Origin of the sequence: Pseudomonas sp. HMSC08G10, from assembly GCF_001808425.1 — a bacterium.
Lineage (GTDB): Bacteria > Pseudomonadota > Gammaproteobacteria > Pseudomonadales > Pseudomonadaceae > Aquipseudomonas > Aquipseudomonas guariconensis.
The window spans coordinates 50,438-63,098 of the sequence record NZ_KV793314.1 but is presented as its reverse complement, the minus strand read 5'-3'; the positions used below and the strand labels follow the sequence as shown (position 1 = coordinate 63,098).

At 59.5% G+C, this 12,661-nt stretch carries 14 protein-coding genes; 1 reads left to right on the top strand and 13 read right to left on the bottom strand.

Annotation, left to right across the window (positions count from 1 at the left end; all coding sequences use genetic code 11):
- On the top strand, positions 1 to 123 hold a 123-nt coding region (locus HMPREF3173_RS25095; protein WP_256544515.1), incomplete at its 5' end, for a hypothetical protein.
- 100 nt (positions 124 to 223) lie between these two features.
- On the opposite strand, the gene glmS is transcribed toward HMPREF3173_RS25095, so the two are convergent.
- The 13 genes from glmS to HMPREF3173_RS15860 all read right to left on the bottom strand — a co-directional run bounded on the left by glmS (position 224) and on the right by HMPREF3173_RS15860 (position 12,658).
- The gene (glmS, locus tag HMPREF3173_RS15920; protein WP_070574413.1) at positions 224 to 2,059 is read right to left on the bottom strand and encodes a glutamine--fructose-6-phosphate transaminase (isomerizing); all 1,836 of its coding nucleotides are present in this window, start codon (positions 2,057 to 2,059) and stop codon (positions 224 to 226) included.
- Positions 2,060 to 2,061: 2 nt separating this feature from the next.
- Entirely contained in the window at positions 2,062 to 2,838 is a 777-nt protein-coding gene (locus tag HMPREF3173_RS15915) for a DeoR/GlpR family DNA-binding transcription regulator (RefSeq protein ID WP_070574410.1), read from the bottom strand.
- A gap of 195 nt (positions 2,839 to 3,033) precedes the next feature.
- The gene (gene glmU / locus HMPREF3173_RS15910; protein WP_070574408.1) at positions 3,034 to 4,401 is read right to left on the bottom strand and encodes a bifunctional UDP-N-acetylglucosamine diphosphorylase/glucosamine-1-phosphate N-acetyltransferase GlmU; all 1,368 of its coding nucleotides are present in this window, start codon (positions 4,399 to 4,401) and stop codon (positions 3,034 to 3,036) included.
- A gap of 112 nt (positions 4,402 to 4,513) precedes the next feature.
- Entirely contained in the window at positions 4,514 to 4,939 is a 426-nt protein-coding gene (locus HMPREF3173_RS15905) for a F0F1 ATP synthase subunit epsilon (RefSeq protein WP_043214185.1), read from the bottom strand.
- 44 nt (positions 4,940 to 4,983) lie between these two features.
- Positions 4,984 to 6,360 (bottom strand): F0F1 ATP synthase subunit beta, encoded by a 1,377-nt coding sequence (atpD, locus tag HMPREF3173_RS15900; RefSeq protein ID WP_023383132.1) that lies wholly within the window; start codon positions 6,358 to 6,360, stop codon positions 4,984 to 4,986.
- Between the two features lie 27 nt (positions 6,361 to 6,387).
- Complete coding sequence (gene atpG / locus HMPREF3173_RS15895; protein WP_023383133.1) at positions 6,388 to 7,248, bottom strand: F0F1 ATP synthase subunit gamma; 861 nt, start codon at positions 7,246 to 7,248, stop codon at positions 6,388 to 6,390.
- A 48-nt stretch (positions 7,249 to 7,296) separates the two neighbouring features.
- Positions 7,297 to 8,841, bottom strand: a complete 1,545-nt coding sequence (atpA, locus tag HMPREF3173_RS15890; protein WP_043214188.1) for a F0F1 ATP synthase subunit alpha — start codon at positions 8,839 to 8,841, stop codon at positions 7,297 to 7,299.
- Between the two features lie 21 nt (positions 8,842 to 8,862).
- Positions 8,863 to 9,399: a F0F1 ATP synthase subunit delta gene (locus HMPREF3173_RS15885; RefSeq protein ID WP_043214190.1), complete on the bottom strand. Its 537-nt coding sequence runs from the start codon at positions 9,397 to 9,399 to the stop codon at positions 8,863 to 8,865.
- A gap of 12 nt (positions 9,400 to 9,411) precedes the next feature.
- Positions 9,412 to 9,882 carry a F0F1 ATP synthase subunit B gene (locus HMPREF3173_RS15880; RefSeq protein ID WP_023383136.1) on the bottom strand — a complete coding sequence of 157 codons (471 nt, stop codon included), beginning with the start codon at positions 9,880 to 9,882 and terminating at the stop codon, positions 9,412 to 9,414.
- 57 nt (positions 9,883 to 9,939) lie between these two features.
- Positions 9,940 to 10,197 carry a F0F1 ATP synthase subunit C gene (atpE, locus tag HMPREF3173_RS15875; RefSeq protein WP_003097235.1) on the bottom strand — a complete coding sequence of 86 codons (258 nt, stop codon included), beginning with the start codon at positions 10,195 to 10,197 and terminating at the stop codon, positions 9,940 to 9,942.
- A gap of 145 nt (positions 10,198 to 10,342) precedes the next feature.
- On the bottom strand, positions 10,343 to 11,212 hold the full coding sequence (atpB, locus tag HMPREF3173_RS15870; RefSeq protein ID WP_023383137.1) for a F0F1 ATP synthase subunit A: 870 nt from the start codon (positions 11,210 to 11,212) through the stop codon (positions 10,343 to 10,345).
- Positions 11,213 to 11,228: 16 nt separating this feature from the next.
- Positions 11,229 to 11,636: a F0F1 ATP synthase subunit I gene (locus tag HMPREF3173_RS15865; protein ID WP_043214193.1), complete on the bottom strand. Its 408-nt coding sequence runs from the start codon at positions 11,634 to 11,636 to the stop codon at positions 11,229 to 11,231.
- Between the two features lie 149 nt (positions 11,637 to 11,785).
- Positions 11,786 to 12,658, bottom strand: a complete 873-nt coding sequence (locus HMPREF3173_RS15860) for a ParB/RepB/Spo0J family partition protein (protein WP_043214196.1) — start codon at positions 12,656 to 12,658, stop codon at positions 11,786 to 11,788.
- Positions 12,659 to 12,661: the final 3 nt, after the last annotated feature.

Below are 12,661 nucleotides of genomic sequence, written 5' to 3'. Positions count from 1 at the left end.
CTGCCGCTGCTCGAGCACTGCATCAAGACCCCGGGCGTACACGTGATCGATTGCCCGGTGGACTACAGCGAAAATGACCGCATCTTGAACGTGGATCTTCGCGAGCGCAGCGCGGCTGTGTAAGGTTAGACCCAGAAACGGAAAGCCCCCGTAGATACGGGGGCTTACGCGTTGTGTAAAACATCTTTCCACACAGCCATGCGCCGCAAACGCGTGGAACGCCTTACTCCACCGTCACCGACTTGGCCAGGTTACGCGGCTGGTCGACGTCAGTGCCTTTGAGCACCGCCACGTAGTACGACAGCAACTGCAGCGGGATGGTGTAGACGATCGGCGCCAGCGCATCGATGACGTGCGGCACTTTGATCACATGGGTGCCCTCGCCGTTGCTCATGCCGGCGTTCTCATCAGCGAACACCACCAACTGGCCGCCGCGGGCGCGGACTTCCTGCAGGTTGGACTTGAGCTTTTCCAGCAGCTCGTTGTTCGGTGCGACGGTCACCACCGGCATGTCGTTGTCTACCAAAGCCAATGGGCCGTGCTTGAGCTCACCGGCTGGGTAGGACTCGGCGTGGATGTAGGAGATCTCCTTGAGCTTGAGCGCTCCTTCCATGGCCACGGGGTACTGGGCGCCACGGCCCAGGAACAGGGTGTGGTGCTTGTCGGCGAATAGCTCGGCGGTCTTTTCGACGATGCTGTCCATCGCCAGTGCTTCACCCAGGCGGGTCGGCAGGCAGCGCAGCTCCTCCACCAGCTCGGCCTCTACGCCTGCCGGCAGGGTGCCACGCACCTGTCCCAGTGCCAGGGTCAGCAGCATCAACGACACCAGCTGGGTAGTGAAGGCCTTGGTGGAGGCCACGCCGATTTCCGGGCCGGCCAGGGTCAGCAGGGTCAGGTCCGACTCGCGCACCAGCGAGCTGATGCCCACGTTGCAGATCGCCAGGCTGCCGAGGAAGCCCAGTTCCTTGGCGTTACGCAGGGCGGCCAGGGTGTCGGCGGTTTCGCCGGACTGGGAGATGGAGACGAACAAGGTGTCCGGCTGCACCACCACCTTGCGGTAGCGGAACTCGCTGGCCACTTCGACCTGACACGGAATGCCAGCCAGCTCTTCGAGCCAGTAACGGGCGACCATGCCGGCGTGGTAGCTGGTACCACAGGCGACGATCTGGACATTGCGCACCTTGGCGAACAGCTCGGCGGCTTGCGGGCCGAAGGCCTGGATCAAGACATGATCCTTGCCCAGGCGACCTTCCAGCGTGCGCTGAACGACGCTCGGCTGCTCGTGGATCTCCTTGAGCATGAAGTGGCGGTAGGCGCCTTTGTCCGCGGCCTCGGCCCCTTCGTGGTACTGCACGGTCTCCCGCTGGACCTTGTGGCCCGCCTGGTCCCAGATGCTCACCTGGTCGCGGCGGATCTCGGCGATGTCGCCTTCTTCCAGGTACATGAAGCGGTCGGTGACCTGGCGCAGCGCCAGTTGGTCGGAGGCCAGGAAGTTTTCCCCAAGGCCCAGGCCGATCACCAGTGGGCTACCGCTGCGGGCGGCGACCAGGCGGTCTGGCTGGTGCTTGCTGATCAATGCCAAGCCGTAGGCACCGTGCAGACGCTGGACGGCAGCCTTGAGGGCATCGGTCAGATCGGGAACGGTTTTCAGGATGTGGTGGATCAGGTGCACGATGACTTCGGTATCGGTTTGCGATGCGAAGACATAGCCCAGGCCTTTGAGTTCTTCACGCAGGGCTTCGTGGTTTTCGATGATGCCATTGTGAACAACCGCCACGTCGTCGCCGGAGAAGTGCGGGTGGGCGTTGTGTTCGGTCGGCGCACCGTGTGTAGCCCAACGGGTGTGGGCGATGCCCAGCTGGCCTGCCAAGGGGTCGGCGGCAACAGCGGCTTCCAGCTCACTGACCTTGCCGATGCGACGGCGGCGCTCGAGAACGCCTTGGGCAGTCAGAACCGCCAGGCCGGCGCTGTCGTACCCGCGGTACTCCAGGCGCTTGAGGCCTTCGATGAGGATGGCAGTGATATTACGCTCGGCTACGGCACCGACGATTCCACACATGGTTATTGCTCCTGGCTGATCGCGGCGCAGATCAGATTGATGCCGCGGGCTTGAATCTGTTCGCGTGCCTCCAGCGGCAGGCGATCATCTGTAATAAGGGTGTTGACGCTGCCCCAGGGCAGCTCGAGGTTGGGGATCTTGCGCCCGACCTTGTCCGACTCGACCATCACGATCACTTCCCGGGCGACCTCCGCCATGACCCGGCTCAGGCCCAGCAGTTCATTGAAGGTCGTCGTACCACGGGTGAGATCGATGCCATCGGCACCGATGAACAGCTGGTCAAAATCGTAGGAACGCAGGACCTGCTCGGCGACCTGGCCTTGGAAGGATTCGGAATGGGGATCCCAGGTACCGCCGGTCATCAGCAACACCGGTTCGTGCTCCAGTTCGCTGATGGCGCGGGCCACGTTCAGGGAGTTGGTCATCACCACCAGGCCGGGCTGGCGCCCCAACTGCGGGATCATGGCGGCGGTCGTGCTGCCGCTGTCGATGATGATGCGCGCGTGTTCACGAATCCGTCCTACAGCCGCCTTGGCAATCGCCTGCTTGTAGCTCGACACAGGCTGTACGGTCTCGACGAGCATTTCCTGTGGCACAGGGATGGCACCGCCATAGCGGCGCAGCAGAAGGCCATTGGATTCCAGCGCTGCTAAGTCCTTGCGAATGGTGACTTCGGAGGTTTCGAAACGCTTAGCCAACGCGTCCACGCTCACTTCGCCCTGTTCGTTGAGCAAAGCCAGAATGTTGTGGCGACGCTGAGGGGTGTTTCGTTTCGACATTGGCGGCTTAAGTTTCGATTCGAAAGATAATGGTTGCAATCAAAACCTAAGGACAATCATTCGTCAAGCACTGCCTGCCGCATTTTGTCGGCTCAAGTCGACAGCGCCTTGTAGGTTGCGATTGGTTTTCCACAGATAGAAAAAAAGCCGGCTTATTCACATAAGCCGGCCTGTGCATAACTGACTGTGGATAAATCAGCTCTTCTTGATTTTCTCAGGACGCTTCCAGCCATCGATATTGCGCTGGCGGGCACGGGCCACGGCCAACTGCTTGGTTTCGACCGTCTGGGTAATGGTCGAGCCGGCTGCGGTGGTTGCGCCGGACTGAATTTCCACCGGGGCTACCAGGGAGTTGTTGGAACCAATGAACACATCCTCGCCCATTACCGTCTTGAACTTGTTGGCGCCATCGTAGTTGCAGGTGATGGTGCCTGCGCCGATATTGGTACGCGCCCCGATCTGCGCATCGCCCAAATAAGTCAGGTGACCGGCCTTGGCGCCTTCACCCAGGTGGGCGTTCTTGAGTTCGACAAAGTTACCCACATGGGCCTTGGCGTCCAGCACACTGCCCGGACGCAGGCGAGCAAAGGGACCGGCATCGCTGCCCTCCCCCATCACGGCCCCCTCGATATGACTGTTGGCCTTGATGATCGCGCCCTTGCGCAGGGTGCTGTCCTTGATCACGCAGTTGGGGCCGATTTGTACGTCGTCTTCGATGACCACCTTGCCTTCGAGGATCACGTTGATGTCGATCAGCACATCGCGACCGACGGTCACCTCGCCTCGCACATCGAAGCGCGACGGGTCACGCAGGGTCACGCCCTGGGCCATCAGACGACGGCCTTCGCGCAACTGATAATGACGCTCGAGCTCCGACAGCTGACGCCGGTCGTTGGCGCCTTGCACTTCCATCGGGTCATGAGGCTGCTCGGTGGCCACCACCAAGCCATCAGCCACGGCCATGGCGATCACATCGGTGAGGTAGTACTCGCCTTGAGCATTGTTGTTGGACAAACGGCTCATCCAGTCGGCCAGGCGGGTCGCCGGCATGGCCAGGATGCCGGTGTTGCCTTCCCTGATCGTTTTCTGTGCATCGCTGGCATCCTTGTGCTCCACGATGGCCATCACCTGGCCCTGGGCATCACGAACGATGCGGCCATAACCAGTCGGGTCCTCCAGATCGACAGTCAGCAGGCCCAGCTGGTTGGCGCTGACCTTGGCCAACAGGCGCTGCAGGGTTTCGACCTCGATCAACGGTACATCGCCATAGAGCACCAGTACGGTGTCGGCAGTGATCGCTGGCAGAGCCTGGGCAACAGCGTGGCCGGTACCCAGCTGTTTGTCCTGCATCACGAAGTTCAGGTCGTCGGCGGCCAGACGCTCACGCACCAACTCCGCGCCATGGCCAATAACCACATGAATGCCCGTGGGCTTGAGCTGTCGGGCGCTGTGGATAACATGGCCCAGCATGGAGTTGCCAGCAACCGGATGCAGAACCTTGGGCAGCGCCGAACGCATGCGGGTGCCTTGGCCTGCGGCGAGAATAACGATATCGAGAGACATTGACTGGCTACCAATCCTGGGCGGTCAGTGACATGACCGGTATATGAAGGACAAAAAGAAAAAGGGTAGCCGATGGCTACCCTTTTTCTCAATCTGCATGAAGCCTGCGGTATCAGCCGCCGAACTTCTTGCGGATCTGCTGGACGGTACGCAGCTGAGCTGCGGCCTCGGCCAGACGTGCGGATGCGGCACTGTAGTCGAAATCCGCGCCTTTCTCATGCAGGGCCTTCTCAGCAGCCTTGACGGCATCCTGAGCGGAGGCTTCGTCCAGGTCGGCGGCACGTTGCACGGTATCGGCGAGTACCTTGACCATGTTCGGCTGCACTTCCAGGAAACCACCGGAGATGTAGAACACCTCGCGATCGCCACCCTGCTTGGTCAGCGTGATCGGACCTGGTTTCAGATTGGTGATCAGCGGCGCGTGGCCTGGAGCGATACCTAGATCGCCCAGGTTGCCGTGCGCAACCACCATCTCGACCAGACCGGAGAAGATTTCTCCTTCCGCGCTGACGATATCGCAATGGACTGTCATAGCCATCTGCTTGCCTCAACCTGATTAGCGCCCCTTTCGGGGCGCCGGGATTACAGTTTCTTGGCTTTCTCGATCGCTTCGTCGATGCTGCCGACCATGTAGAACGCTTGTTCTGGCAGGTGGTCGTAGTCACCTTTGAGGATGCCGCTGAAGCCAGCGATGGTGTCTTTCAGGGAAACGTACTTGCCTGGCGAACCGGTGAAGACTTCGGCCACGAAGAACGGCTGCGACAGGAAGCGCTGGATCTTACGAGCGCGGGCAACCAGTTGCTTGTCGGCTTCGGACAGTTCGTCCATACCCAGGATCGCGATGATGTCCTTCAGCTCTTTGTAGCGCTGCAGAACATACTGAACCTGACGGGCAGTTTCGTAGTGCTCGTTGCCGATCACGTTCGGGTCCAGCTGGCGCGAAGTCGAGTCCAGTGGGTCGACCGCTGGGTAGATACCCAGGGAGGCGATGTCACGGGACAGAACGACGGTGGCGTCCAAGTGGGCGAAGGTGGTGGCTGGCGACGGGTCGGTCAGGTCGTCCGCAGGTACGTATACGGCCTGGATCGAGGTGATCGAACCTTCTTTGGTCGAAGTGATACGCTCTTGCAGAACGCCCATCTCTTCGGCCAGGGTCGGCTGGTAACCTACTGCCGAAGGCATACGGCCCAGCAGTGCGGATACTTCGGTACCGGCCAGGGTGTAACGATAGATGTTGTCGACGAACAGCAGAACGTCGTTACCTTCGTCACGGAACTTCTCAGCCATGGTCAGACCGGTCAGCGCTACGCGCAGACGGTTTCCTGGTGGCTCGTTCATCTGACCGTAGACCAGTGCTACTTTGTCGAGAACGTTGGAGTCCTTCATCTCGTGGTAGAAGTCGTTACCCTCACGAGTACGCTCACCCACACCGGCGAACACGGAGTAACCGCTGTGCTCGATGGCGATGTTACGGATCAGTTCCATCATGTTAACGGTCTTGCCGACACCGGCACCACCGAACAGACCCACCTTACCACCCTTGGCGAACGGGCAGACCAGGTCGATTACCTTGATGCCGGTTTCCAGCAGGTCGTTGCCGCCTGCCTGGTCAGCGAACGAAGGCGCCTTCTGGTGGATACCACGGCGCTCTTCCTCGCCGATCGGGCCAGCTTCGTCGATCGGGTTGCCCAGAACGTCCATGATACGGCCCAGGGTGGCCTTACCGACTGGAACAGAGATGGCAGCACCGGTGTCGACGACATCCAGACCGCGCTTCAGGCCTTCGGTGGAGCCCATCGCAATGGTACGAACCACGCCGTCGCCCAGCTGCTGCTGAACTTCGAGGGTGGTTTCCGCGCCTTGTACTTTCAGCGCGTTGTAAACACTCGGCACGACGTCACGTGGGAATTCCACGTCGATGACGGCGCCGATGATTTGAACGATACGTCCGCTACTCATAGCTGGATCCTCTGAATATTTGAACCGTTAAACCGCGGCAGCGCCGCCGACGATTTCCGAGATCTCCTGGGTGATCGCAGCCTGACGCGCCTTGTTGTAGATCAGCTGGAGTTCGCTGATCAAATCACCGGCGTTGTCTGTGGCGTTCTTCATGGCGATCATCCGGGCCGCTTGTTCAGCAGCGTTGTTCTCGACCACCGCCTGGTACACCTGCGACTCCACGTAACGCACCATCAAGCCGTCCAGCAGCTCTTTTGCGTCGGGTTCGTACAGGTAGTCCCAGTGATGCTTGAGATCCTGATCCGGGGTTGCCACCAACGGTACCAATTGCTCGACCGTCGGTTTTTGGGTCATGGTGTTGATGAACTTGTTCGAAACCACCGAGAGGCGATCGATACGGCCGTCCAGGTAGGCGTCCAGCATCACTTTGACGGAGCCGATCAGATCATTGATCGATGGCTCTTCGCCCAGGTGGCTGATCGCGGCTACTACGTTGCCGCCAAAGATGCGGAAGAAAGTCGCACCCTTGCTGCCGATCACGCACAGGTCGATTTCAACGCCCTGTTCGCGGTTCTCGTTCATGTCCTTGACCAGGGCCTTGAACAGGTTGGTGTTCAAGCCACCGCACAGACCACGGTCACTGCTCACCACGATATAACCGGCGCGCTTTACAGGGCGCTCGATCATGAACGGGTGGCGGTATTCCGGGTTGGCGTTGGCCAGATGACCGATCACCTGGCGGATACGCTCCGCGTAAGGACGGCTAGCAGCCATGCGCAGTTGTGCCTTGCGCATCTTGCTGACCGCCACTTTCTCCATGGCGCTGGTAATTTTTTGCGTGCTTTTGATGCTCGCAATCTTACTGCGAATCTCTTTTGCGCCTGCCATGTATCACCTATCAGGTTAGCAAGCGGGGGCCGGAGCCCCCGCTGCGGCTTACCAGGTCTGGGTGGCCTTGAACTTCTCGATACCGGCTTTGATGCCAGCGTCGATTTCGTCGTTGAAGTCACCCTTCACGTTGATCTTGGCCATCAGTTCGGCGTGATCACGGTTGAAGTAGGCGATCAGTGCTTGCTCGAAGCTACCGACCTTGGAGACTTCTACGTCGGTCAGGAAGCCACGCTCAGCGGCGTACAGCGACAGCGCCATGTCCGCGATGGACATCGGAGCGTACTGCTTCTGCTTCATCAGCTCGGTAACGCGCTGACCATGCTCCAGCTGCTTGCGGGTAGCCTCGTCCAGGTCAGAAGCGAACTGGGCGAATGCAGCCAGTTCACGGTACTGAGCCAGAGCGGTACGGATACCACCGGACAGCTTCTTGATGATCTTGGTCTGGGCGGCACCACCAACACGGGATACCGAAACACCGGCGTTAACTGCAGGGCGGATGCCCGAGTTGAACATGGCCGATTCCAGGAAGATCTGACCGTCGGTGATCGAGATCACGTTGGTCGGAACGAACGCGGAAACGTCGCCAGCCTGGGTTTCGATGATCGGCAGAGCGGTCAGGGAACCGGTCTTGCCAGTCACGGCACCGTTGGTGAACTTCTCGACGTACTCTTCGGAAACGCGCGACGCACGCTCCAGCAGACGGGAGTGGAGATAGAACACGTCGCCTGGGTACGCTTCACGTCCTGGCGGACGGCGCAGCAGCAGGGAGATCTGACGGTAGGCAACGGCCTGCTTGGACAGGTCATCGTAAACGATCAGTGCGTCTTCACCGCGGTCACGGAAGTACTCGCCCATGGTGCAGCCGGCGTACGGGGCCAGGAACTGCAGTGCGGCGGATTCCGAGGCGCTGGCGGCAACAACGATGGTGTTGGCCAGGGCGCCGGCTTCTTCCAGCTTGCGAACGACGTTGGCGATGGTCGACTGCTTCTGGCCGACGGCCACGTAAACGCAGAAGATACCGCTGTTTTTCTGGTTGATGATCGCATCGACCGCCATGGCGGTCTTACCGATCTGACGGTCACCAATGATCAGCTCGCGCTGGCCACGGCCAACCGGGATCATGGCGTCGACCGATTTGTAGCCAGTCTGTACAGGCTGGTCTACCGATTTACGCCAGATAACGCCCGGAGCGACCTTCTCGACCGCGTCGGTTTCGGTGGTGGTCAGAGGACCTTTACCATCGATAGGGTTGCCCAGCGCGTCAACGACGCGGCCCAGCAGGCCCTTGCCGACCGGCACTTCGAGGATGCGACCGGTGCACTTGGCGCTCATGCCCTCGGCGAGGGAGGTGTACGCACCCAGTACCACCGCACCTACGGAGTCTTGCTCCAGGTTCAGTGCCATACCGTATACGCCGCCCGGGAACTCGATCATTTCGCCGTACATAACGTCGGCCAGACCGTGGATCCGCACGATACCGTCGGAAACGCTTACGACGGTACCTTCGTTACGGGCTTGGGAGCCGACATCGAGCTTCTCGATGCGACCCTTGATGATTTCACTAATTTCGGAAGGATTGAGTTGCTGCATTGCTCTGCTGCCCCTTCAAACTCAAGATTTCAATGCTTCGGCCAGTTTCGCGATCTTGCCGCGAACCGAGCCATCGATTACCAGGTCGCCGGCGCGGATGACGACGCCGCCGATCAGGCTGGCATCCTCCGACGCGTGCAGGCGCACTTCCCGGCTGAGCCGTGCACTGAGAACCTTGGCGAGTTTGTCTTGCTGTTCTTGGTTCAACGCAAAAGCACTGGTGACTTCCACGTCCACGGATTTCTCTTGCTCGGCCTTGTACAGGTCGAACAGAGCGGCAATCTCCGGCAGGAGCAGGAGACGGTCGTTTTCCGCGGCAACATGAATGAAATTCTGTGCCTGTGCATCGAACTTGTCACCGCACACTTCAATGAATGCGGCGGCCTTTTCTGCGCTTGTCAGTCGCGGGGCCTTGAGCAGGCGCTGCATGGTGTCGTCTTCCGACACCGCAGCAGCCAGGCCGAGCATGGCTGACCAATTGGCCAGTTGCTGATGGGCCTGGGCGTGCTCAAAGGCAGCCTTAGCGTAAGGTCGGGCCAACGTGGTCAGTTCTGCCATGATCGCCCTCGCTTAAATTTCAGCGGCCAGTTTGTTAACCAGCTCCGCATGCGCGTTTTGATCGATTGTGGCGCCAAGGATCTTTTCAGCACCGCCAACGGCCAGGGCACCCACTTGGGCACGCAGGGCGTCTTTGACGCTGTTGAGTTCCTGTTCGATCTCGGCTTGAGCCTGAGCCTTCACACGGTCAGCTTCGACGCGAGCCTGTTCACGGGCTTCCTCGACAAGCTGAGCAGCGCGTTTCTTGCTTTGCTCAATGATTTCGGCTGCCTGTGCCTTTGCTTCACGCAGTTGCTGACCCGCTTTCTCTTGGGCCAGCTCCAGGTCGCGAGCTGCGCGGTTGGCAGCGTCCAAGCCGTCGGCAATCTTCTTCTGGCGCTCTTGCAGAGCAGTGATGACCGGAGGCCATACGTACTTCATGCAGAAGAGCACAAAAATCAGGAAAGCAACGGATTGGCCAATCAGGGTTGCATTAATGTTCACGCCAACACCTCGCTCGGTCTTTGTCCATCACACCAATCAACTCGTAGAAACGAGTGATTAGCCGGCGATCTGACCAACGAAGGGGTTCGCGAAGGTGAAGAACAGAGCGATACCAACACCGATCATGGTTACGGCGTCGAGCAGACCGGCAACGATGAACATTTTGACCTGCAGCATCGGAACCATTTCAGGCTGACGAGCAGCGCCTTCCAGGAACTTGCCGCCCAGCAGGCCGAAACCAATGGCGGTACCCAGAGCACCCAGGCCGATCAGCAGAGCAACAGCGATAGCGGTCAGACCAACTACAGTTTCCATCTTTCCTCCCGACTTTTACGTCGTATTGGTTAGGTTTTTAGTTTGAAGCGGTAAAACAAATCGTTTGGTACAGCGGTGCCCTTGCGGACGTTTTCAGCCTTCCCCCCAAACAGGCAGGGAAGGCTATCAGACACGCCAGGCGGTCTTAATGGTTATCTTCGTGAGCCATCGACAGGTAGACGATGGTGAGCATCATGAAGATGAAGGCTTGCAGGGTGATGATCAGGATGTGGAACACAGCCCACGCCCACTGCAGCACCACACCCAGGCCGCTGAGCCAGAGGATGCCGGCGCCGAACATCACGGCGATCAGGATGAACACCAGTTCGCCGGCGTACATGTTGCCGAACAGACGCAGTGCCAGCGAGATCGGTTTGGCGATCAAGGTGACGAATTCCAGCAGGAAGTTCACAGGGATCAGCAGGATCTGAACGAAGATGTTCTTGCTGCCGAACGGGTGCAGGGTCAGCTCACCGATGAAGCCGCCCAGGCCCTTGACCTTGATGCTGTAGAAAATGATGAGGGCGAACACGCAGAAGGCCATGGCCAGGGTCGCGTTCGGGTCGGTGGTCGACACGGCACGGAACGGAATGTGCGGGTCGCCAGAGATCAGGATGGCCAGCTGCGGAATCCAGTCGACCGGTACCAGGTCGATGGCGTTCATCAGGAACACCCAGACGAAGATGGTCAGCGCCAGTGGGGCGATCACCGGGCTACGGCCATGGAAGGAATCCTTCACGCTGCCGTTGACGAAGTCCACCAGCACTTCGACGAAGTTCTGCAGACCGCCAGGCTGGCCGGAAGTCGCCTTCTTGGCTGCCATGCGGAAGATGAACAGGAAGATCAGACCCAGCGCGACGGACCAACCCAGGGTGTCCAGGTGGAACGCCCAGAAGCCCATTGCCTTGGCTTCTGCAGCCGAATGGGCGAAGCCCCAGCTGCCGTCTGGTAGTTGACCGTAGGTCAGGTTCTGCAAGTGGTGCTGGATATAGCCCGAAGCGGTTTCTGCTGCCATGGTTGCCTCAAACGCCCTAAGGTCTCGAAAGTCTTTTATTCATCAGCAGGGGCGCGAACCAGCTGACCAGTAGGGTCAGCAGGAAGACGCCGAATACTGCTAACGGCGCCAATGGCTTCACTCCTGCGAAGGTCAGTGCAAAAAGCACTGCCGTCAAAATCAATTTGCCTGCCTCGCCTGCGTAAAACGACTTGACGATGGCCTGCGCTGCCCTGGCCCCGCTATAGCGAAAAGCCTTCCAGGCGAAATACACATTGGGCAGCCAGCCAATCAGCCCTCCGCAGAGACCTGAATAACCGCTGACCGCTCCTTGCCACTGCCACAACACCAGAGTTGCCAGCAGAAACACGATACATTGAGCCAGCAGTACCGGAAAAACCGCCCAGCGATGGAAAGGCAAGCGGTTTGGCGTGCGGATTTCCATCACAACTGCTCCTCGAAAGTCGACCGTCAAGTCAGCAATGACTTGGCATAATTTGTGCCGACAAAATGCGCGCAGAGTATAGGGGTGGTTTAACCCCTATTCAACTATTCGGTAGTGATTTCCGACTGCGCGCTACAACAGGAAGTGTTTCAGCGAATGTGAGCCAGTACGCCTTGCAACTCATCAAGAGAGTTGTAACGAATTACAAGTTGGCCTTTGCCCTTGTTGCCATGACGTATCTGAACCGCCGAGCCCAGGCGCTCTGCCAGACGCTGTTCAAGGCGCGCGATATCCGGATCAGGTTTGCTCGGCTCGACCGGATCAGATTTGCCATTGAGCCATTGACGCACCAATGCCTCGGTCTGGCGCACGGTAAGGCCACGTGCGACAACATGCCGCGCCCCCTCTTCCTGGCGATTTTCTTCCAGCCCAAGCAATGCACGGGCATGGCCCATCTCCAAGTCGCCGTGGGCCAGCATGGTCTTGATCGCTTCGGGCAGTGAGATCAGGCGCAGCAGGTTGGCCACGGTAACCCGTGACTTGCCCACGGCATCAGCGACCTGTTGCTGGGTCAGCTCGAATTCCTGCTGCAGCCGCTGAAGCGCCAGGGCTTCTTCCAGCGGGTTGAGATCCTCACGCTGGATGTTCTCGATCAGGGCCATCGCGATGGCGGCGTCGTCCGGCACTTCGCGGACCATGGCCGGAATGGTGTCCAGGCCAGCCTGCTGGGTGGCGCGCCAGCGGCGCTCACCGGCGATGATTTCGTAGCGGTTCTCACCGATCGGGCGGACCACGATCGGTTGCATCACGCCCTGGTTGCGAATCGAGTGCGCCAGTTCTTCGAGCGCTTCGGGGTCCATGTCGCGGCGTGGCTGATACTTGCCACGCTGGATCAGTTCGACCGGCAGGTGTTGCAGTTCCTTCTGGTCCACCTTCACAGCCTGCTCTTCGAGCGCGCCGACGGAAGGACCACTGAGCAGTGCATCCAACCCACGTCCGAGACCCCGTTTCTTAACGGCCATGCG